Below are 20,778 nucleotides of genomic sequence, written 5' to 3'. Positions count from 1 at the left end.
AGGTGGGTGCTCCTCGTGAGCGCCGTGTTGGCCGCGGCCGCCTGTGCGGTGGCCGCCGGCACGACCGGTCCCGGGTTCGCCGCGGACGTCGCGGTCACCGTCATGGGGGGCGTCACGTCCGTTGTGACGTGGTGTGCCGGACGGCGCCACCAGTCGGGTGCGCGAGGCTGGCGTCTGGTCGCCGTCACGCCGCTGTTGCCCGTCCTCGGTTTCCTCACCGTGCTGGCGATGGAGCCCGACGACCCGATGGAGCGGGTGCTGCTCCGGTGGCTGCCGACGGTGCCCGGCTACGTGATCTTCGTCCTCGGCACCCTGACCCTCGTCGACCGCGGCCGGCTGCGCCGCGGTGCCCGGTCCGGCGTCGAGCTGGCCCTCTTCGGCACCGCGTGCCTGCTGGTCGTGCAGCTGTTCGTGCTCGGCCCGCACCGCAGCTGGCTGGAACTGGGCCTGGGCGAGGCGGCCGTGCTGGCGGCCGCCGCCGTGGTCACCGCCGGGACGATGACGGCGGCGCTGGTGCTGCTCGGGGCCATCGAGAGCCACCGCCAGCGCATGGCGCTGCTGCTGCTCGCCGGCGCTGTCGCGGCGACCACCGGCCGCGCGCTGAGCACCTCCGCCACGCTCGCCGGCGCCGTCGCCGTGACCGACGCCAGCCGCTTCCTCGTCGTCGCAGGGCTGTTCCTGGTCGCCGCGGCCGCGCTGGCCGACCCCGGAGGGCGGGCCGCCGACGCACGGCCCGGACGGGCCCGCAGCGGCCGCTCCACCCACCTGGGCCAGTTGCTGCCGCACCTGGCGATGCTCGCCGCCCTGCTGGGGCTGGTCACCGCCGGAGTCGTGGGCGGTCGCCCCAGCCCGCTCATGATCGGCGGTGTCGTCCTGTGTGCGGTCCTGTCCGTCGTCCACCGGTGGGTGACCGCCCGCGACGAGCAGCGCATGGGCGCCCGCCTGCGGCGCAGCGAGTCCTACTTCCGCTCCCTCGTCGCCTCCAGCGGCGACGCGGTGCTCATCCTCGACGACGACCTGCGGGTCACCTGGGCCTCGCCGGTGTTCGGCAGCGTGCTCGGCGACCCCGGCCGGACCGTGGTCGGCCGGGACCTGCTCGAGCTGGTCCACCCGGAGGACGCCCTCCCGGTGGCCCGCGCACTGCACCGGGACGGCGACGGGTCGGCCTGCTCTGCCACGCTGCGGGTGCAGCACGCCGACGGCACCTGGCGGCACCTGGAGGCCAGCGTCTCCGACCTGCGCTCCGACGCGCACGTCGGAGCGGTCGTGCTGCACTGCCGGGACACCACCGAGCGGGTCGAGCGCGAACGCGTCCTCGAGCAGGTCGCCTTCACCGATCCCCTCACCGGCCTGCCCAACCGCGCCGGCTGCCGGCGGACCGTCGAGGAGCTGCTGGCCCGTGCCGGCGGCCCCGGCGTCCCCTGCACCACGTTCCTGCTGGTGGAGCTCCAGGGCCTGGAGGAGGTGCGCGAGCACGCCGGCACCCACGTCGCCAGCGTCGTGCTGGTCGAGGTCGCGCGCCGGCTGCGGGCCACCGTCCGGGGTCCGGAGGTCGTGGCCCGGCTCGGCGGCGGCACCTTCGCCGTCCTCGTGGAGGGGCCGGCGCACGCCGTCGACCTGCTCGCCGACCGCTGCCTGTCGGTCATCGAGCAGCCGGTGGACACCCCGGCGGGGATCTTCGACCTCGCCGCGAGCATCGGCGTCGTCGAGCTGACCACCGGCGCGACGGTCGCGGAGCTGACCGGCCGCGCCGAGCTCGCCGTGCGGGCCGCGGCGGCCTCCGGGCCGGGGACGGCGCTGCGCTACCGGCCGGCGCTGGGCAACGCCGCCGCCCGGCGGGACCGGCTGCGCGACGACCTGCCCGGTGCCTGGACCCGCGGGGAGTTCACGGTGCTGTTCCAGCCGGTGGTCTCCCTGGAGGAGCAGCGGATCAGCGGCATCGAGGCGCTGCTGCGCTGGCGCCACCCGGAGCTGGGGGACGTGCCGCCGGCCGAGTTCGTGCCCGTCGCCGAGCGCGCCGGGGTCATGGACGAGCTGCAGCGGTGGGCCATGGAGCAGGCGGCGACCGCGGCGGTCGCGCTGCCGCACACCGGCGCGCCCCTCCAGCTCGGCGTCAACATCTCCGCCTCGCACGTCGCCGCGCGCACCCTCGTCGGGGACGTCGCCGCCGTGCTGCACGCCACCGGCCTGCCGCCCGAGCGACTGGTCCTGGAGATCACCGAGGCGACCGTGCTCGCCGACGGCGACCACGTGGGCGTGGACATCGAGGCGCTGCGGCTCATGGGCGTGCACGTCGCGCTCGACGACTTCGGCGCCGGCCGGTTCTCGCTGGCCGACCTGACCCGGCTGCCGATCGACGTCCTCAAGCTGGACCGGTCCTTCGTCGCGCGGGTCGACCGCGACCCGAAGAGCCGCGCGCTGTGCGAGTCGGTCGTGACCATCGGCCGGGCCCTCGGCCTGGACGTCGTCGCGGAGGGCGTGGAGACCCCGGCCCAGCTCGGTGCGCTGCGCGGCCTGGGCTGCGGGTTCGCCCAGGGCTTCCTGCTGGCGCGCCCGATGCGGCTGGCCGAGCTCACCGAACTGCTCTGCGACGGCGCGGGTGTGCTGTGGCCGGGCCTGGTCGGTTCCCGCTGATGGCGGGGACCCCGGCCGGCCGAGCCTCCGTCCGCGGACGGAGCTCGGGAGCCGTGCTCGTCCTGCTCGCCGTGCTCGCCGGCGCGCTCGTGGTCGTCGAGACCACGGCGGGGAACGCCGCCCTGCGCCTGGGTCCGGTCCTGCTCGCGGCCGCCTCGTGGGTCACCGCGGTGGTCATCGCCCGCCACGGGGCACGGCTGCCCGGTCCCTCGGCCGGTCCGTGGCGCGCGCTCGCGCTGACCATGCTGCTGCTGGGGCTGGGCCAGGCGGGCAGCGCGCTGGCCGGTGTCGGGATCAACACCAGCGAGGCCGGCTGGCACGACCTGCCGCTGCTGGCCGCCGTGCCCGCCGCCATCGCGACCTGTGCCCGGCTGCTGTCGTCCGCCGGCACCCGCGCCATCGGCTCCCGCGCGCTGCTCGACGGCGTCATCGTGCTCGTGGCGGTCGGTCTGTCCGGGGAGGCGCTCCTGGCCGACGCCGGCGCCCGTTCCGGCAGTGTGTCCGACCCGCTGGTCTCCGTCGGCTACCCGGCGGTGGGCGCGCTGCTGTGCGGCGTGGGCCTGGTCACCGTGGCCGCGATCCACGACGGCCGGCGCCGGGCGGCCGGCTGGCTGCTGGCCGCCTCCGTCGCGCTCGCGGTCGTGGTGCTCAGCGGCGCCCTCGCCGTCACCACCCACGAGCCCGCGCTGGACGTCGTCACCGGCCTGGCGTGGCTGGCCATGCTGGCGGCGGCGCTGCGGGCGGTCGACGTCGACCCCGGCCGCACCGGCGAGGACGCGGAGCCCGCGGCCGGGCTGCCGCTGGCGGGGGTTCTGTTCAGCAACTGCGCGGCCTTCGGCGTCGCGCTCTTCCTCGCCATCGGGGTCACCGCGGGGCGCACCGTCTCGCCGCTGGAGGGCGCCGGCATCACCGTGCTGATGCTGCTGGCCCTCGTGCGCTGCCTCGTGTGGGCCGCCGACGGCGAGCGGCTGACCCGGCGTGTCCGCAGCACGGAGGGCTGGCTGCGCGCGCTGCTGCACAGCGGCGAGGCGGTCACCGTCCTGCTCGACCGGACCGGCCGGGTGGCCTGGACGTCAGGGCGGTCGTGGGACCACCTCGGCTGGAGCCACCGCGAGCTCTCCGGTCGCGTCCTGCTCGGCCTCGTCCACTCCGGGGACCGGGAACGCCTCCAGCGGGTGGCGGTCGCCGTGCGGGCCGGCGAGCAGCCGGCCGAGCTGCCCGCGACGGTGCGCCTGTCCACGCAGGAGGGGAGCTGGCGGGAGGTGGAGGTCTCCGGCGCCGCCCGCACCGGGGACGACGACGGGCTGGTGCTGCACCTGCGCGACGTCACCGACCGCACCAGCGCCCAGCGCGAGCTGGAGCGGCTGGCCTACACCGACTTCCTCACCGGCCTGCCCAACCGGGCGCGGTTCATGGCCGCGCTGCGCACGGCGCTGGCCACCCCGGCCCCCGGGTGCCTGCTGCTGGTGGACCTGGACGGCTTCAAGGCGGTCAACGACGTCGCCGGGCACGACGCCGGTGACCGGTTGCTGGGCGAGGTGGCCGACCGGCTGCGCGCGGCCGCCCGCGACGGGGACGTCGTGGCGCGGCTGGGCGGCGACGAGTTCGCCGTCCTCGTCCGTGCCGGACGCGAGGAGGCCACGGCGCTGGCCGAGCGGCTCGTGGGGCTGCTCGACCGCGACCACCGCCCGGTCGCCCCGCACGGGAGTGCCGACGGCGGCCTGGTCTTCCGCGTCTCCGGCAGCGTGGGTGTCGCCCCGCTGCGCTCCGGCGACGAGCCCCTCGAGTCGCTGCGCCGCGCCGACCTCGCGCTGCGGGCGGCCAAGGCGGCGGGGAAGAACTGCGTCCGCTCCTCGGGTGCGGCGCTCGACCGCGTGGTGGACCGCCGCGCGCGGCTGGCCCGCGACCTGCCCGCGGCCATCGCCGGCGGCGAGCTGTCGCTGGCCTACCAGCCGGTGGTGGGCGTCCCGGACCGGCGCGTGCTGGGCGTGGAGGCACTCGTCCGCTGGGACCACCCGGAGCTCGGCGCCGTCCCGCCCGAGGAGTTCGTCGGCCTGGCCGAGGACGACGGCCTCATCGTGCCGCTGCAGCGGTGGGTGCTCGCCGAGGCCACGGCCGCGCTGGCCCCCATGCTCGCCGCCGGACACGACCTGCAGCTCGGCGTGAACGTCTCGATGCGGCACCTGCAGGCCGGGTGCCTGGCGACCGACGTCGCGGCGGTCCTCGCCGGCTCCGGCGTGCCGGCGCACCGGCTGATGCTGGAGCTCACCGAGTCGGTGCTCATGGGCGCCGGGGACCGGACCGACGGCGACCTCGACGCGCTGCGGAGCATGGGCTGCGTGCTGTCGCTGGACGACTTCGGCAAGGGGCACTCCAGCCTCGCGCGGCTGGCCCGGCTGCCGGTGCAGGTGCTCAAGATGGACCGCGCGTTCGTCGCGCACATCGAGTCCGACCCGCGCACCGCCGCGCTGGTGGGCAGCGTCGTGGAGCTCGGGCGCACCCTCGGCATGGACGTCGTGGCCGAGGGCGTCGAGACGGCCGGCCAGCTCGCGGCGCTGCGTGGCCTGGGCTGCCGGTACCTGCAGGGCTACCTGCTGGGCCACCCGGTGCCCGCGGCCGACCTGCCGGACCTGCTGGCCCGGTTCGACCCGGCGGTGCTCGACGGTCTCGCGGTGCCGTCCCACGTCTGAGCACCTCGGTGTCCACTGTGTGGGACGGGGTGGTTGACGTGCGGCCGCGTCGAGGCGCACAGTGAGCGGGTGCGCCCCGCCTGCCTGCTCCTCGTAGTCGCCTAGCGCGTCGGTCGCCCGACCGATGCGCTGACCCCTCTGTGCCCGCAGGCACGAGGGGTCTTTCGTTTGCGGGCCCCCTGGACTCCCGGACGACGGCCGGCCCGCGCCCGCAGGCACCCGCGGTGCACACCGCACGGCCCCCGAACCGACGCCCCCACCGGGGGCACTGCCAGGAGACGCCATGAACAGCACCACCCCCGGCGAGTCCGCGACACGCGAAGCCGCCGCAGCGCTCGCCGGCGTCGAGACCGCCGCCCGGTCGGTGGCCGAGGCCGCCGCCGAGCCGCTCCTCGGCTGCACCGGGGCGCAGAGCCTCGTCCGCTCGCTCGAGGCGGTCGGCGTCGAGGTGGTGTTCGGGATCCCCGGCGGGGCGATCCTGCCCGCCTACGACCCGCTGTTCGACTCCCACGTGCGCCACGTCCTGGTCCGGCACGAGCAGGGCGCCGGCCACGCGGCCACCGGTTACGCGCAGGCCACCGGGCGGGTCGGCGTCTGCATGGCCACCTCCGGTCCGGGCGCGACCAACCTGGTGACGCCGCTGGCCGACGCCTACATGGACTCGGTCCCGATCGTCGCGATCACCGGCCAGGTGCCCAGCGGCGCGATCGGCACCGACGCCTTCCAGGAGGCCGACATCCGCGGCATCACGATGCCGGTCACCAAGCACAACTTCCTGGTCACCGACGCCCGCGAGATCCCGCAGCGGATCGCCGAGGCGTTCCACCTGGCCGCCACCGGCCGCCCGGGCCCGGTCCTGGTCGACATCCCCAAGGACGTCCTGCAGGCGACCACCGACTTCCACTGGCCGCCGCGGCTCGACCTGCCCGGCTACAAGCCGACCACCCGGCCGCACGGCAAGCAGGTCCGCGAGGCCGCCGCGCTCATCGCCGGCGCCCGCCGGCCGGTGCTCTACGTCGGCGGCGGCGTGCTCAAGGCGCAGGCCACCTCCGAGCTGGCCGAGCTGGCGCAGCTCACCGGCGCTCCCGTCGTGACCACCCTCATGGCCCGCGGCGCGTTCCCCGACAGCGACCCGCAGCACCTGGGCATGCCCGGCATGCACGGCACCGTCGCCGCGGTCACCGCGTTGCAGAAGGCCGACGTGCTCATCGCCCTCGGCGCCCGCTTCGACGACCGGGTCACCGGCCAGCTGTCCTCGTTCGCCCCCGAGGCCCAGGTCGTCCACGCCGACATCGACCCCGCGGAGATCGGCAAGAACCGCCGCGCCGACGTCCCGATCGTCGGGGACGCCCGCGAGACGATCGCCGAGCTCGTCGTCGCCCTGCGCGCCGAGCACGAGGCCGGGCGCACCCCCGACCTCGCCGCCTGGTGGGCGCAGCTGGACTCGTGGCGGCAGAAGTACCCGCTGGGCTACGACTGGCCCGAGGACGGCGCGCTGTCCCCGCAGTACGTGATCGAACGGCTCGGCGCCATCGCCGGCCCCGACGCGATCTACGCCGCGGGCGTCGGCCAGCACCAGATGTGGGCCGCCCAGTTCATCAAGTACGAGAAGCCCGGCACCTGGCTCAACAGCGGCGGGCTCGGGACGATGGGCTACGCCGTCCCGGCCGCGATGGGCGCCAAGTACGGCCGCCCCGAGACGACCGTGTGGGCCATCGACGGCGACGGCTGCTTCCAGATGACCAACCAGGAACTGGCCACCTGCGCCATCGAGGGCATCCCGGTCAAGGTCGCCGTCATCAACAACGGCAACCTCGGCATGGTCCGGCAGTGGCAGACCCTGTTCTACGAGGGCCGCTACTCCAACACCAAGCTGCACCCGGTCGACGAGAACGGCACGCCCAAGCCGGTGCGCATCCCCGACTTCGTCGCCCTGGCCGAGGCGCTGGGCTGTGTCGGCCTGCGCTGCGAGAGCAAGGACGACGTCGACGCGGTGATCGAGAAGGCCATGGCGATCGACGACGCCCCGGTCGTCATCGACTTCGTGGTCGGCTCCGACGCCCAGGTGTGGCCGATGGTCGCCGCCGGTGCCAGCAACGACGACATCATGGCCGCGCGCGGGATCCGCCCGGTCTTCGGCGACGGACAGGTGTAGGACCCCCCTTCCCTCCATCGCTCGTAGAAGGACCCCCTCCTCCCCGCTCCTCGCAGGCTCGGGCGGGACCCTGGAGGGGGCCGTCCCGGGACCGGATGGTCCTGAAAGGAAGTGAGCAGTGACCCGCCACACCCTGTCGGTCCTGGTCGAGAACAAGTCCGGCGTCCTCGCCCGGGTCTCGGCGCTGTTCAGCCGGCGCGCGTTCAACATCGAGTCGCTGGCCGTCGGGCCGACCGAGAACCCGGACCTGTCCCGGATGACGATCGTGGTCGACGCCGAGACCCAGCCGCTGGAGCAGATCACCAAGCAGCTGAACAAGCTCATCGAGGTCATCAAGATCGTCGAGCTCGAGGCGGCCGGTGCCGTCCAGCGGGAGCTGCTGCTGGTCAAGGTGCGCGCTCCCATGGCCGACCGCACCCAGGTGCTGCAGACCGCCGAGCTGTTCCGCGCCCACGTCATCGACGTCAACACCGACACCGTGACCCTCGAGGCCACCGGCACGCCGGACAAGCTCCAGGCGCTGCTCGCCGTCCTCGCCCCCCTGGGCATCAAGGAGATGGCGCAGTCCGGCACCGTGGCCCTGGGGCGGGGTCCGCGGTCGATGTCGGGCGCCGGTACGTTGCGCCCGGTCGAGCGGACCGCCTGAACCCGACCCCCAGAGCCGCATCACCCACTGCGCTTCATCAGCGAAGAGCACAACGAAGGGAACCGCACAGCAGATGGCCGCCGAGATCTTCTACGACGACGACGCCGACCTGTCGATCATCCAGGGGCGCACGGTCGCCGTCCTGGGCTACGGCAGCCAGGGGCACGCGCACGCTCTGTCGCTGCGTGACTCGGGTGTCGACGTCCGCGTCGGTCTGCCCGAGGGCAGCAAGAGCCGGGCCAAGGCCGAGGCCGAGGGCCTGCGGGTCGTCACGCCGGCCGAGGCCGCCGCCGAGGCCGACCTGATCATGATCCTCGCGCCCGACCACGTGCAGCGGAACCTGTACAAGGAGTCGGTCGAGCCCAACCTGCAGGACGGCGACGCGCTGTTCTTCGGCCACGGCTTCAACATCCGCTTCGGCTACATCAAGCCCCCGGCCGGTGTGGACGTCGCCATGGTCGCCCCCAAGGGCCCCGGCCACCTGGTGCGCCGCGAGTTCGAGAACGGCAAGGGCGTGCCCTGCCTGGTCGCCGTCGAGCAGGACGCCAGCGGGCAGGCGCTGCAGATCGCGCTGTCCTACGCCAAGGCCATCGGTGGCGCGCGCGCCGGCGTCATCAAGACGACCTTCGCCGAGGAGACCGAGACCGACCTGTTCGGCGAGCAGGCCGTGCTCTGCGGCGGCATGTCGGCGCTGGTGGCCGCGGGCTTCGAGACCCTCATCGAGGCCGGCTACCAGCCGGAGATCGCCTACTTCGAGTGCCTGCACGAGCTGAAGCTGATCGTCGACCTCATGTACGAGGGCGGCATCGCCAAGCAGCGCTGGTCGGTGTCGGACACCGCCGAGTACGGCGACTACACGACCGGTCCGAAGATCGTCGACGAGCACGTCAAGGCGACGATGAAGGACGTCCTCGCCGCGATCAAGGACGGCTCCTGGGCCGCGGCCTTCATCGCCGACCAGGACGCCGGCGCGCCGGACTTCAAGCGCCGCCGGGCCGAGGCCGAGGCGCACCCGATCGAGGAGACCGGGCGCAAGCTGCGCGGCCTCATGAGCTGGGTGTCGGCGTCCGACGACTACACCGGGACCGCCGCCCGCAACTGAGCAAGGACCACCCTTCCCCCCACGCCTCGCACGCTCGGCGCGGGGCCCTGAAGGGTGGCCGCTCCAGTACGTCACCAGGCCCCGTCACCAGGCCCCCGCTGCCGAGCCGGCAGCGGGGGCCTCGGGCGTTCTGGACTATCTCGTGCCGCGGGCGGCGAACCAGGCCTTGGACGCCGGCTGCACCAGCAGGAAGACGATCGCGGCGCCGATGAGGATCGACACCAGCGTCGAGAAGTCGAAGCTGCCCTGGACCAGGTAGGTGACCAGGGAGAGCACGCCGAGGCCGGCGGTGATGCCCCCGGCGATCTTCAGCAGCTTGCTGCTCCGGCCCTGGACGGCCTGGACGCCGCCGACGACGTTCAGGGCGGTCAGCGCGAGGTAGAGGATGCCGAAGATCGCGCTCAGCGCCCCGAACAGCGACGACGCCGCGAACAGGACCAGCGCCCCGATCAGCAGGAAGAAGGCGACGACGAAGCCGAGGAACGCGGCGGCGAGCACCTGCGGCGGCCGCTTCCCGGGAGTCGCGCCCGGACCGGCGGACGACGCCGGCCGACCCGGGGTCGGCGTGCCGGGACCCTGGCCCGGCGGCGGAGGCGCGCCCCAGCCGGGCTGGTCCTCGGGACCGCGTGCGGCGGCGTGGTCGGGCTCGGGTCCGCTGGGGGTCGACATGGGGTGAGCATCCTCCTGGGCGGCGGGGCCGCGTCGGAACGGTGGGCGGCGGAGTGTGGGGCCGCCCGTCCGGCTCCGGGGAGCTGCCGCCCCCCGGAGCCGCAGGTCAGCGCCCGCGCCGGGCGCGGTGGGCGGCGAAGAAGGCCGGGGCCGGCTTCCTCGCGAGCAGCACGACGATCGCCAGCGCCGCCAGGAAGAACAGCAGGCTGGTGATGATGCCGCCGACGCCGCTGTTGCCGGCGTCGGCCAGGCTGGTGACGAGCCCGAGCGCGGTGAAGGCCAGGGCGATGGAGCCGCCCACGAGCAGCAGCACGCGGCTGCGGCCGGTCAGGGCCCACACCGAGCCCCAGATCATCAGCACGGTCCAGACCAGCGCCAGGACTCCGAAGAAGACCAGGATGCCGGTGACCGCGCCGGAGTCGACCTCGCCGACCGTCGGGTCGGCCTCGGCCAGGTCGTCGATGATCGACCCGAACACCGCGCCGCCGGCCAGCAGGCCGAGAGTCGCGAGGGCGCCGATCGCGCTGAAGACGAAGCCGAGGACGGCGGCGGTGACGACGCCGCCGGGCTTGGCCGGTACCGCCGACTGGCCGTACTGCCCGTACTCGCCGTACTGCTGGGGATAGCCGCCCTGGCCGTACTGCTGCGGGTAGCCCTGGCCCTGGCCGTACGGCGAGGGCTGGTACTGCTGGCCGGGGCCCTGCCCGTAGGGCTGCTGCCCGTACTGTCCGTACTGGCCGTACTGCCCGGGCTGCTGGGCCTCCCCGTACTGCGGGCCCCGGCCGTACTGGGGGTCCTGGCCGTACTGCGGGCTCTGGCCGTACTGGGGCGAGCCGGAGCTGCTGCCGGATTCGTTGTCGTGGGTGCTCATGGTCTCCTCCGTCGGCGCCGGCTGTGCCGACTCTGCGCGGTCAGGATGTCGGCGCACCTCAGCGTGGGCAAGCACACCCACCCCCCTCGCGGGAGGTGTCGCCCGAGCGGGGAGCGGCGTCCTTAGGCTGTGGTCCCGTGACTGCGCCCGCGCCCGTCGTCCTGATCGCCGAAGAACTCGCGCCCAGCGTGCTGGAGGTGCTCGGGCGGGACGTCGAGATCCGTTCCGTCGACGGCGCCGACCGCGCCGCGCTGCTGCCGGCACTGGCCGACGCGTCCGCGGTGATGATCCGCAGCGCCACGCAGATCGACGCCGAGGCGCTCGCGGCTGCCCCGAAGCTCAAGGTCGTGGCCCGGGCCGGCATCGGCCTGGACAACGTCGACGTCGCCGCGGCCACCGAGCGCGGCGTCATGGTCGTCAACGCCCCGACGTCGAACATCGTCAGCGCCGCCGAGCACGCCGTGGCCCTGCTGCTGGCCGCCGCCCGGCACATCCCCGCCGCCGACGCGTCGCTGCGCCAGGGCACCTGGAAGCGGTCGAAGTTCACCGGCGTCGAGGTCATCGACAAGGTGGTCGGCGTCGTGGGCCTCGGCCGGATCGGTCAGCTGGTGGCCCAGCGCCTGGCCGCGTTCGGGGTCACGCTCATCGCCTACGACCCCTACATCCAGCCGGGTCGCGCGGCGCAGCTCGGCGTCCGGATGGTGTCGCTGGAGGAGCTGCTCCGCGAGGCCGACTTCATCACCGTCCACCTCCCGAAGACGCCGGAGACGCTCGGGCTCATCGGCGCCGCGGAGCTGGTCACCACCAAGCGTGGCGTGATCATCGTCAACGCCGCGCGCGGCGGCCTGGTCGACGAGGCCGCCCTGGCCGACGCGCTGCGGTCGGGCCAGGTGGGCGCCGCCGGCCTCGACGTGTACGCCACCGAGCCCTGCACCGACAGCCCGCTGTTCGGCCTGCCCAACACGGTCGTGACCCCGCACCTGGGCGCCTCGACCACCGAGGCCCAGGACAAGGCCGGCACTGCCGTCGCCCACTCGGTGCGGCTGGCGCTGCAGGGCGAGTTCGTGCCCGACGCGGTCAACGTCCAGGCCGGCGGCGTCGTCGCCGAGGACGTCCGCCCGGGTCTGCCGCTGGCCGAGAAGCTGGGCCGGCTGTTCACCGCGGTCGCCGGCGGGCTGGCCCAGTCGGTCACCGTCGAGGTGCGCGGCAAGATCGCCGAGTTCGACGACTCCGTGCTGCAGCTCGCGGCGCTCAAGGGCGTCTTCTCCGACGTCGTGGAGGAGCAGGTCACCTACGTCAACGCCCCCCTGTTCGCCGAGCAGCGCGGCCTGGACGTCGCCCTGACCAGCGACGTGGAGAGCCCGGACTACCGCAACCTGGTCAGCCTGCACGGCGCGATGGCCGACGGCACGGAGGTCACCGTCTCGGGGACCCTCTTCGGCAAGAACCAGGTGCCCAAGCTGGTCACGATCAACGGCTTCGACATGGACCTGGACCCCTCCGGCTACCTGCTGTTCTTCGTCTACACCGACCGGCCCGGCGTCGTCGGCACCGTGGGCGCCGCGCTGGGGGAGGCCGGCATCAACATCGCCGGCGCGCAGGTCAGCCGGACCCAGCGCGGTGGCGAGGCGCTCATGGCGGTGACCGTGGACAGCCCGGTGCCCGCGGAGCTGCTCGGCGACATCGCCGGCCGGATCGGCGCGCGTGAGGCCCGCTCGGCGGACCTCACCCCGCGCTGACCTAGGGTCTGTGGCCATGCGCCTGGCAGTGATCCCTGGAGACGGCATCGGTCCGGAGGTGGTCGCCGAGGGCCTCAAGGTCCTCCGTGAGGTGGCTCCCGACGTGGAGAGCACCCCCTACGACCTCGGGGCCTCCCGGTGGCAGCGGACCGGGGAGCTGCTCCCCGACACGGTGCTCGACGAGCTCCGCCAGCACGACGCGATCCTGCTCGGGGCCGTCGGCGACCCCGGGGTGCCGCCGGGCATCCTCGAGCGCGGCCTGCTGCTGCGGCTGCGCTTCGAGCTCGACCACCACGTGAACCTGCGGCCGGCCCGGCTCTTCGACGGCGTCACCAGCCCGCTGGCCGCCCCCGGCCCGATCGACATGCTGTGCGTCCGCGAGGGCACCGAGGGCCCCTACGTGGGCAACGGCGGGGTCCTGCGCAAGGACACCCCGCAGGAGGTGGCCACCGAGGTCAGCCTCAACACCGCGTTCGGCGTCGAGCGGGTGGTCCGGTACGCCTTCGAGCGCGCCGTCGCCCGGCCGCGCAAGCACCTCACGCTGATCCACAAGACCAACGTGCTCACCCACGCCGGGTCGCTGTGGTCGCGCACGGTGGAGGAGGTCTCCGCGGAGTTCCCGGAGGTCGCCGTCGCCTACCAGCACGTCGACGCCGCCTCGATGTTCTTCATCACCGACCCGGGCCGCTACGACGTCATCGTCACCGACAACCTCTTCGGCGACATCGTCACCGACATCGCCGCGGCCGTGACCGGCGGCATCGGGCTGGCCGCCAGCGGCAACCTCGACGCCTCGGGCACCAACCCGAGCATGTTCGAGCCGGTGCACGGCTCGGCGCCCGACATCGCCGGGCAGGGCAAGGCCGACCCGACCGCCACGGTGCTGTCGGTGGGCCTGCTGCTCGAGCACCTCGGCCGCACCGAGCAGGCCCGGAAGGTCAACGCCGCGGTCGCCTTCGACCTGTCCACCCGCGACCCGCAGGCGCAGATCCGCACCGCGGAGGTCGGCGACCGGCTCGCGGCGCTCGCCAGCGGCTGAACCGTCGTCGCCGCCGTCCCCGGTACGGGAGTGCCGGGGACGGCGGGGCGCGTGCTTTACTCGACGTGATGCACCCCACCGGCCTGATCATCATCGCCTAGCGCGCAGTCCCCCCTCCCGACTGCGCGCAGACCTCCCGTTCCCGGGGGGTCTTCTTCGTGTTCGGGGCCGGTTTCGTCCCCCTGGAGAACTCGATGTCCCTCGACACAGCCCTCGACTTCCACGTCTTCGACACCACCCTGCGCGACGGCGCCCAGCGTGAGGGCGTCAGCTACTCGGTCGCCGACAAGCTGGCCGTGGCCCGGCTGCTCGACGAGATCGGGGTGGGCTTCATCGAGGGCGGGTGGCCCGGGGCGCTCCCCAAGGACACCGAGTTCTTCGCGCGGGCCCGCACCGAGCTCAAGCTGCGCAACGCCCAGCTGGTGGCCTTCGGCTCCACCCGCAAGGCCGGCGTGCGCGTCGAGGACGACCCCCAGGTGCGCGCCCTGCTGGACGCCGAGACGCCGGTCGTCTGCCTGGTCGCCAAGTCCGACGTCCGGCACGTGCACCAGGCGCTGCGGACGACACTGGAGGAGAACCTGGCGATGGTCCGCGACACCGTCGCGTTCTTCGTCGGCCACGGCCGCCGGGTGTTCCTCGACTGCGAGCACTTCTTCGACGGGTACGCCGAGGACCGCGACTACGGCGTGCGGGTGCTGCAGGCCGCGTTCGACGCCGGCGCCGAGGTCGGGGTCATGTGCGACACCAACGGCGGGATGCTGCCGATGGGGATCGGCCGGGTCGTCGCCGACGTCCGGTCGCGGGTCGACGGCAGGCTCGGCATCCACTGCCAGGACGACACCGGCTGCGCCGTCGCGAACTCGCTGGCCGCGGTCGAGGCCGGCGTCACCCACGTGCAGGGGACGGCGAACGGCTACGGCGAGCGGGCGGGCAACGCCGACACGTTCGCCCTCATCGCCAACCTGGTCACCAAGATGGGTCTCCCGGTCGTGCCGCCGGCGTGCCTGGCCGAGCTGCAGCGGGTCAGCCACGCCATCGCCGAGCTGGCCAACATCGCCCCCGATGACCACCAGCCCTTCGTGGGCGCCTCGGCGTTCGCGCACAAGGCGGGGCTGCACGCCAGCGCGATCAAGGTGAGCCCGGAGCTGTACAACCACCTCGACCCGGCCGTCGTCGGCAACGACATGCGCATCCTGGTCACCGAGATGGCCGGTCGCGCCTCGGTCGAGCTCAAGGGCCGCGAGCTCGGGGTGGACCTCGACGGGCACGCAGACGTGATCAGCCGGGTGGTCGACCAGGTCAAGGTGCTCGAGGCCGACGGCTGGTCCTTCGAGGCCGCCGACGCCTCCTTCGAGCTCCTGCTGCGCGCCCAGCTGCCCGACGCCCCGGCGCCGCTGTTCGAGCTGGAGAGCTACAAGACCTCGGTCGAGCACTGGGGCAACGGCGTCGTGGTCAGCGAGGCCACGGTCAAGGTGCACCTGCCCAACGACGACGGGACGACCGACCGGGTCATCAGCACCGCGGAGGGCAACGGCCCGGTCAACGCCCTGGACAACGCGCTGCGGCAGGCGCTGGTGAGCCGGTACCCCCACCTCGCCGATGTGTCGCTGGCCGACTACAAGGTGCGCATCCTCGGCTGGAAGGGCGGCACCGGCGCCACCACGCGGGTGCTCGTCGACACCACCGACGGCGTGGGGGAGTGGACCACCGTCGGCGTCCACGCCAACATCGTCGAGGCCTCGTGGCACGCGCTGGTCGACGCCCTCACCTACGCCGTCCGCCACCGCGCCCCGGTGAGCGGGCGGTCCTGATCACGACGGCGCACCCCGTGCTCCGGGGTGCGCCGTCCTCCGTGCGAGCTCAGTGGGTGTACTCCGAGGGGCGCAGGAGCATGGCCAGCGCCATGGCGGGGAGCATGAGCAGGTGCCCGGCGGTGAACAGGAGGTCCCCGGACACCGCGCCGGCCCAGTAGGGGAACAGCAGGACGGCGAACGGCACGTACATCGCCGCCGACATCTCGGTGATCGCCCGCCACGAGTGGCCGCGGAAGCGCATCCACGCGCCCATCCCGATCGCCATCGTCGTCGCCATGACCATCGCGTGGACGTCGACGCGGTCGTCCCAGCCCGGCCACAGCATCCCCACGACCGGGCCCAGGGCCACCATCCCGACGATCATCGCCACGACCATCTCCAGGTAGTGGCGGATCACGTGCCAGGTGCGCCGGCCGCGGCTGTGCGTGGTCCGGGGCGGGGTCTGTGTCGTCGTCATGCCCGGGAGCGTCGGGCGCCGGGCCGCCCGTGCCACGTGCCGGAGGTCATGGTCCCGGGTCACGGCCGGCCATGACCCCCGTCAGAGCAGGTCGAGGGCGCGGGCCCGCAGTGCCGCCTGGGTCCGGTCCCGGGCGCCCAGCTTGCCCAGCACGTTGGTCACGTGGTTCTTGACGGTGCCCTCGGCGAGGAACAGGGCCCCGGCGATCTCCCGGTTGCTGCGCCCCTCGGCCAGGAGCCGGAGGACGTCGAGCTCGCGGTCGGACAGCGGCACGACCAGCGGCTGCGGGCGGGGCCGCGGGACGTCGTCGAGCTGCGCGAAGCGGGCGACCACCTTGGCCGCCACCGAGGGCTGGAGCACCGACTCGCCCCGGGCCGCGGACAGCACCGCCTCGACCAGGCGGTCGGCGGAGACGTCCTTGAGCAGGTAGCCCAGGGCGCCGGCGCGCAGGGCGGCGAACACGTCCTCGTCGTCGTCGAACGTGGTCAGGGCGAGCACCCGGACACCCGGCTGCTCCACCCGCAGCCGCCGGGTCGCGGCGATCCCGTCGAGCACCGGCATGTGCAGGTCCATGAGGACGACGTCGGGCTGGAGTACGGCCGCCCGCTCCAGCGCCTGGGCGCCGTCGCCCGCCTCCCCGGCCACCTCCACCTCGGGGCGGGCGTCGAGCAGGGTCACCAGCGCCTCGCGGAACAGCGCCTGGTCGTCGACGACCAGCACCCGGACCGCGCTCACCCGGGCACCTCCACCAGCAACGACGTGCCCGAGCCCGGGGTTGACTCCACGGTCACCCGCCCGCCGACCCGGGCCGCGCGCTCGCGCAGGCCCAGCAGTCCGAAGGTGGCCTGCCCGGTGCCGTCGCGGGGAGCCGGCAGGCCGCGGCCGTCGTCGCGGACCACCAGCTGCACGGTGCCGTCGTCCCCGTAGGTCAGCGCCACGCGGGCGCAGGTCGCCCCGGCGTGCTTGCGGACGTTGGTCAGCCCCTCCTGGGCGGAGCGGAACAACGACTCCTCCGACTCCGCCGGCAGCCGGCGCTCCGGCCCGGCCACCTCCAGCGTGACCGGCAGGCCCGTGGCCGACACCTCGGCGGTCAGCGCCTCCAGGGCCGCCCGCAGCGGCGGGGCGGACGCCGGTCCGCGCAGCGCGGCGACCGACCGGCGCACCTCGGCCAGCGCCTCGCCGGCCTGGTGCTGCGCCTTGGCCAGCAGGGTGTCGGCCCGGCCGGGGTCGGTGGGCAGCACAGCCCGCGCCGCCTGCACCTGCATCTGGACGACGGTCAGGTGGTGGCCGAGGCCGTCGTGGATGTCGCGGGCCAGCCGGTTGCGCTCCCGCGTGGTCGCGAGCTCCTCGGCCTGGGCGGCGTACCCGCGCAGCAGGGCATTGGCCTCCGCCAGTTCGGCGCGGGCCCGCTGGGCCCGCTGCAGCAGCTCGGTCACCACGGCGGTGAAGGCCGCCGCGCCCAGCAGCCCGAGGCTGTTGCGCAGGAAGTCGGCCCAGCCCATGCCCAGGTGGACCAGGGAGACCGCGACCGTGACGAGCACCGCGGCGGGCAGCGGGAGCAGCAGGACGCTCTGGCTGACGAGGACCAGCAGGAGGAGGGTGGCGCCCACGCCCGCCCCCGCCGCGCCGAACACCAGGGTGCCGAGGGTCAGCTGCACCAGCACGTAGCCGACCGCGAGCGGCCGCCGCCGGGCCGGCGGGACCCGGTCCGTCCCCAGGGAGGCGGCCACCGCCAGGACGGCGTAGACGGTCCCCAGCCCGACGGCGAGCCAGGGGTCCACCGTGCCGGTCGCCTCCACCGCCACGGTGAGCAGCGCGACGCAGGTGAGGACCGCGAGGGCGCGGTTCACCGCGTCACTGTCCCACGGGCGGCCTCACCTCGGCCGGACCTCGCCCATCGGGCCGAAGCCACTGACCTCCGGGGTGTCGATGTAGATGATCTGCGGCTGCTCCGCGACGAGGTCCGACATCCAGTCGAAGGCGGCCTTGGCGTGCGGGGTGGCCACGTGGGAGGCGCCGGCCTCGGAGTCCCGGAAGCCCTCGATGCAGACGAAGGTGTTCGGGTCCAGGACGCTGCGGGACCACTCGAAGAACAGGCTGCCCTCCTCGGCGTTCACCGCCGCGGCGTACTCGTCGGCCTTGGCCCGGAACTCGTCGATCCGGTCGGGCCGGACGGGGAACTTGATGACGATCAGGATCACGGGGTCCTCCTCGGTCTCGGGGCTACAGCGGGTCGAGCCTCCGGCGCAGCAGGCAGAACGGGTTGCCCTCCGGATCGGCCAGGACGTGCCACTCCTCCTCGCCAGTCTGGCCGACGTCGGCGGGGGTCGCCCCCAGAGCCAGCAGCCGCTGGAGCTCGGCGTCCTGGTCCCGGTCGGTCGGGGACAGGTCGATGTGCAGCCGCGGCTTCCCAGGGGCCGGGTCGGTCACCCGGCCGAAGACCAGGGTCGGCGCGGGACCGCCGAACCCGGCCTCGGGGCCGATCTCCACCTCGCCGTCCTCGCGGGACAGCACCCGGTAGCCCAGGACCTCCGCCCACCAGGCGGCCAGCGCCTCGGGGTCCCGGCAGTCGACGACCAGTTCGCTGAGTCGGCAGGCCATGGGGCGACCGTAGGGGGGAACCGCGCCGGCCGCGGGTCAGTAGCCTCGACCCGTGCGCATCGTCCGTTTCGCCTCGCCCTCGGGCATGTCCTTCGGTGTCCTCGACGGGGACGGCCAGGTCGCCCAGATCGAGGGCCACCCCTTCGGCACCATCTCCTTCACCGGCCAGCGCTTCGCCCAGGCCGACGTCCGGCTGCTCTCGCCGATCCTGCCCAGCAAGGTCGTGTGCGTGGGCAAGAACTACGCCGCGCACGTCGAGGAGATGAAGACCGGGGACGCCCCGAAGGAGCCGCTGCTCTTCCTCAAGCCCTCGACGTCGGTCATCGGCCCGGGCGACGCCATCCGCATCCCGCCGGGCAGCACCAACGTCCACCACGAGGCCGAGCTCGGCGTCGTCATCGGCGCCCGCGGCGCGCGGCACGTGAGCCCGGGGCAGGCGGCGGCCAGCATCTTCGGCTACACGATCGGCAACGACGTCACCGAGCGTGACATGCAGCGCAGCGACGGCCAGTGGACCCGCGCGAAGGGCTTCGACTCCTTCTGCCCGCTGGGGCCGTGGATCGAGACCGACCTGCCCGGCCTGGGCAAGGACCCCGCCGACCTCGAGGTCACCTGCACCGTGGACGGCGAGCTGCGCCAGCAGGGGCGCACCAGCCAGCTGCTGTTCGACGTCCCGACCCTGGTCTCCTACATCTCCCAGGTGATGACCCTGCTCCCCGGCGACGTCGTGCTCACCGGCACGCCGTCGGGCGTCGGGCCGATCCAGCCGGGCCAGCGCGTGGAGGTCACCGTCGAGGGGCTGGGGACGCTGGCCAACACGGTGTCCGGGGCCGACACGGTCTCCACCGCCGGTGGCGGGCGATGACGGTCCCCGCCACGGGCGGCGTCCGCACCCGGTTCTGCCCGTCGCCGACGGGCATGGTGCACGTCGGCCTGCTCCGGACGGCGCTGTTCAACTGGGCCCACGCCCGGCACACCGGCGGCACCTTCGTCTTCCGGATCGAGGACACCGACGCCGCCCGTGACTCCGAGGAGTCCTACCGGCACCTGCTCGACAGCCTGCGGTGGCTGGGCCTGGACTGGGACGAGGGGCCGGAGGTGGGGGGCCCGCACGGCCCGTACCGCCAGTCTGAGCGGCACGAGATCTACCGGGACGTGGCCGCGCGGCTGCTGGAGGCCGGGTTCGCCTACGAGTCGTTCTCCAGCAACGAGGAGGTCGACGCGCGCCGGCGGGCCGCCGGTCAGGACCCCAAACTCGGCTACGACAACGCCGACCGGTTCCTCACCGACGCCCAGAAGGCCGCGTTCCGGGCCGAGGGCCGCGAGCCGGTGCTGCGCCTGAAGATGCCCGACGAGGACCTCGTCTGGACCGACCTGGTGCGCGGTGAGGTCCGCTTCGGCGCCGGCTCGGTCCCCGACTTCGTCATCGTGCGCGGCAACGGGGTGCCCCTCTACCCGTTCGTGAACCCCGTGGACGACGCGCTGATGGGCGTCACCGACGTCCTGCGCGGGGAGGACCTCCTGCCCTCCACCCCGCGCCAGCTGGCCCTGTACGCGGCGCTGACCGAGATCGGGGTCGCCTCGGGCACCCCACGCTTCGGCCACCTGCCCTACGTGACCGGGGAGGGCAGCAAGAAGCTGTCCAAGCGCGACCCGCAGTCCAACGTGGACGTCTACCGCGAGCGCGGCTTCATCCCCGAGGGGTTCGTCAACTACCTGGCGCTGCTGGGGTGGTCCATCGCCGAGGACCGCGACATCTTCTCCATGGCCGAGATGGTCGAGGCCTTCGACGTCACCCGGGTCAGCGCCAACCCGGCCCGGTTCGACGTGAAGAAGGCCGAGGCGATCAACGCCACGCACCTGCGCGCGCTGCCCGTCGAGGAGTTCGTCGCCCGCGTCGTCCCGTTCCTCGCCGGCGCGGGGCTGGTGAGCGACCCGCCGACGGCCGAGCAGGACCGCGTGCTGCGGGCGATCGCGCCGATGGCGCAGGAGCGCATGGTCGTGCTGTCGGAGGCGGTGGGCCTGCTGCGGTTCCTGTTCGTCGACGAGGTGGAGATCGAGCCGGCCGCCGCGGACAAGCAGCTGGCCGGCCCGGACGCCGCCGAGGTGCTCGACGCCGCGACCACCGCGCTGCGCGAGCTGCCCGGGTGGACGACGGCCGACATCGAGACCGCGCTCAAGGACGCCCTCGTGGAGGGGCTGGGCCGCAAGCCGCGGCAGGCCTTCGGGCCGGTGCGGGTGGCGGTCAGCGGCCGCACGGTCTCCCCGCCGCTCTACGAGTCGATCGAGCTGCTCGGCCGCGACCGGACCCTGGCCCGCCTCGCCGCGGCCCGGGCCGCCGTCCCCGGGTGACCGGCCCCC

The 20,778-nt window shown here is 74.1% G+C and carries 17 protein-coding genes; 10 read left to right on the top strand and 7 right to left on the bottom strand.

Features of this window, described 5'->3' with window-relative positions; genetic code table 11:
• Nucleotides 1-15 precede the first annotated feature (15 nt).
• The 5 genes from ACI78Q_RS04860 (at nucleotide 16) to ilvC (ending at nucleotide 9,227) form a co-directional block, all read left to right on the top strand.
• A complete protein-coding gene (locus ACI78Q_RS04860; RefSeq protein WP_456922187.1) occupies nucleotides 16-2,634 on the top strand; it encodes a putative bifunctional diguanylate cyclase/phosphodiesterase in 2,619 nt (872 codons plus the stop codon).
• A 53-nt stretch (nucleotides 2,635-2,687) separates the two neighbouring features.
• On the top strand, nucleotides 2,688-5,324 hold the full coding sequence (locus ACI78Q_RS04855; RefSeq protein ID WP_456922186.1) for a putative bifunctional diguanylate cyclase/phosphodiesterase: 2,637 nt from the start codon (nucleotides 2,688-2,690) through the stop codon (nucleotides 5,322-5,324).
• Nucleotides 5,325-5,607: 283 nt separating this feature from the next.
• Nucleotides 5,608-7,479 carry an acetolactate synthase large subunit gene (locus ACI78Q_RS04850; protein ID WP_456922185.1) on the top strand — a complete coding sequence of 624 codons (1,872 nt, stop codon included), beginning with the start codon at nucleotides 5,608-5,610 and terminating at the stop codon, nucleotides 7,477-7,479.
• 118 nt (nucleotides 7,480-7,597) lie between these two features.
• A complete protein-coding gene (ilvN, locus tag ACI78Q_RS04845) occupies nucleotides 7,598-8,125 on the top strand; it encodes an acetolactate synthase small subunit (protein WP_456850168.1) in 528 nt (175 codons plus the stop codon).
• Nucleotides 8,126-8,144: 19 nt separating this feature from the next.
• Nucleotides 8,145-9,227, top strand: a complete 1,083-nt coding sequence (ilvC, locus tag ACI78Q_RS04840; protein ID WP_456922308.1) for a ketol-acid reductoisomerase — start codon at nucleotides 8,145-8,147, stop codon at nucleotides 9,225-9,227.
• A 135-nt stretch (nucleotides 9,228-9,362) separates the two neighbouring features.
• Here ilvC and ACI78Q_RS04835 read toward each other — a convergent pair whose 3' ends face one another.
• Nucleotides 9,363-9,896 carry a hypothetical protein gene (locus ACI78Q_RS04835; protein WP_456922184.1) on the bottom strand — a complete coding sequence of 178 codons (534 nt, stop codon included), beginning with the start codon at nucleotides 9,894-9,896 and terminating at the stop codon, nucleotides 9,363-9,365.
• Nucleotides 9,897-10,002: 106 nt separating this feature from the next.
• Nucleotides 10,003-10,767 (bottom strand): hypothetical protein, encoded by a 765-nt coding sequence (locus ACI78Q_RS04830; protein WP_456922183.1) that lies wholly within the window; start codon nucleotides 10,765-10,767, stop codon nucleotides 10,003-10,005.
• Between the two features lie 137 nt (nucleotides 10,768-10,904).
• Between ACI78Q_RS04830 and serA the strand changes: the two genes are divergently transcribed.
• The 3 genes from serA (at nucleotide 10,905) to cimA (ending at nucleotide 15,356) form a co-directional block, all read left to right on the top strand.
• Nucleotides 10,905-12,506 (top strand): phosphoglycerate dehydrogenase, encoded by a 1,602-nt coding sequence (gene serA / locus ACI78Q_RS04825; RefSeq protein WP_456922182.1) that lies wholly within the window; start codon nucleotides 10,905-10,907, stop codon nucleotides 12,504-12,506.
• A gap of 16 nt (nucleotides 12,507-12,522) precedes the next feature.
• Nucleotides 12,523-13,545 carry a 3-isopropylmalate dehydrogenase gene (locus ACI78Q_RS04820; protein WP_456922181.1) on the top strand — a complete coding sequence of 341 codons (1,023 nt, stop codon included), beginning with the start codon at nucleotides 12,523-12,525 and terminating at the stop codon, nucleotides 13,543-13,545.
• A 194-nt stretch (nucleotides 13,546-13,739) separates the two neighbouring features.
• A complete protein-coding gene (gene cimA / locus ACI78Q_RS04815; RefSeq protein WP_456922180.1) occupies nucleotides 13,740-15,356 on the top strand; it encodes a citramalate synthase in 1,617 nt (538 codons plus the stop codon).
• 49 nt (nucleotides 15,357-15,405) lie between these two features.
• Here cimA and ACI78Q_RS04810 read toward each other — a convergent pair whose 3' ends face one another.
• From ACI78Q_RS04810 to ACI78Q_RS04790, 5 genes are all read right to left on the bottom strand, one after another.
• Complete coding sequence (locus ACI78Q_RS04810; RefSeq protein WP_456922179.1) at nucleotides 15,406-15,816, bottom strand: hypothetical protein; 411 nt, start codon at nucleotides 15,814-15,816, stop codon at nucleotides 15,406-15,408.
• An 81-nt stretch (nucleotides 15,817-15,897) separates the two neighbouring features.
• Nucleotides 15,898-16,551: a response regulator gene (locus ACI78Q_RS04805; protein ID WP_456922178.1), complete on the bottom strand. Its 654-nt coding sequence runs from the start codon at nucleotides 16,549-16,551 to the stop codon at nucleotides 15,898-15,900.
• The gene (locus tag ACI78Q_RS04800; RefSeq protein ID WP_456922177.1) at nucleotides 16,548-17,666 is read right to left on the bottom strand and encodes a sensor histidine kinase; all 1,119 of its coding nucleotides are present in this window, start codon (nucleotides 17,664-17,666) and stop codon (nucleotides 16,548-16,550) included. The genes ACI78Q_RS04805 and ACI78Q_RS04800 overlap by 4 nt, the downstream gene beginning before the upstream one ends.
• Nucleotides 17,667-17,690: 24 nt before the next feature.
• Entirely contained in the window at nucleotides 17,691-18,017 is a 327-nt protein-coding gene (locus ACI78Q_RS04795) for a putative quinol monooxygenase (protein ID WP_456922176.1), read from the bottom strand.
• 22 nt (nucleotides 18,018-18,039) lie between these two features.
• The gene (locus ACI78Q_RS04790; protein WP_456922175.1) at nucleotides 18,040-18,417 is read right to left on the bottom strand and encodes a VOC family protein; all 378 of its coding nucleotides are present in this window, start codon (nucleotides 18,415-18,417) and stop codon (nucleotides 18,040-18,042) included.
• Between the two features lie 52 nt (nucleotides 18,418-18,469).
• Between ACI78Q_RS04790 and ACI78Q_RS04785 the strand changes: the two genes are divergently transcribed.
• Both ACI78Q_RS04785 and gltX read left to right on the top strand, forming a co-directional pair.
• On the top strand, nucleotides 18,470-19,282 hold the full coding sequence (locus ACI78Q_RS04785) for a fumarylacetoacetate hydrolase family protein (protein ID WP_456922174.1): 813 nt from the start codon (nucleotides 18,470-18,472) through the stop codon (nucleotides 19,280-19,282).
• Nucleotides 19,279-20,769: a glutamate--tRNA ligase gene (gltX, locus tag ACI78Q_RS04780; protein ID WP_456922173.1), complete on the top strand. Its 1,491-nt coding sequence runs from the start codon at nucleotides 19,279-19,281 to the stop codon at nucleotides 20,767-20,769. The genes ACI78Q_RS04785 and gltX overlap by 4 nt, the downstream gene beginning before the upstream one ends.
• Nucleotides 20,770-20,778 lie beyond the last annotated feature (9 nt).

This window comes from Geodermatophilus sp. SYSU D00705 (genome assembly GCF_054050135.1).
This window is presented reverse-complemented; position numbering and strand designations above follow the sequence as displayed.

Excerpts from the sequence above, each read along its gene's own strand:
- ACI78Q_RS04850 (WP_456922185.1), top strand. The coding sequence starts at position 5,608 with ATGAACAGCACCACCCCCGGCGAGTCCGCGACACGCGAAGCCGCCGCA.
- cimA (WP_456922180.1), top strand. The coding sequence starts at position 13,740 with ATGTCCCTCGACACAGCCCTCGACTTCCACGTCTTCGACACCACCCTG.
- ACI78Q_RS04790 (WP_456922175.1), bottom strand. The coding sequence starts at position 18,417 with ATGGCCTGCCGACTCAGCGAACTGGTCGTCGACTGCCGGGACCCCGAG.
- ACI78Q_RS04810 (WP_456922179.1), bottom strand. The coding sequence starts at position 15,816 with ATGACGACGACACAGACCCCGCCCCGGACCACGCACAGCCGCGGCCGG.
- ACI78Q_RS04820 (WP_456922181.1), top strand. The coding sequence starts at position 12,523 with ATGCGCCTGGCAGTGATCCCTGGAGACGGCATCGGTCCGGAGGTGGTC.
- gltX (WP_456922173.1), top strand. The coding sequence starts at position 19,279 with ATGACGGTCCCCGCCACGGGCGGCGTCCGCACCCGGTTCTGCCCGTCG.
- ACI78Q_RS04830 (WP_456922183.1), bottom strand. The coding sequence starts at position 10,767 with ATGAGCACCCACGACAACGAATCCGGCAGCAGCTCCGGCTCGCCCCAG.
- ACI78Q_RS04835 (WP_456922184.1), bottom strand. The coding sequence starts at position 9,896 with ATGTCGACCCCCAGCGGACCCGAGCCCGACCACGCCGCCGCACGCGGT.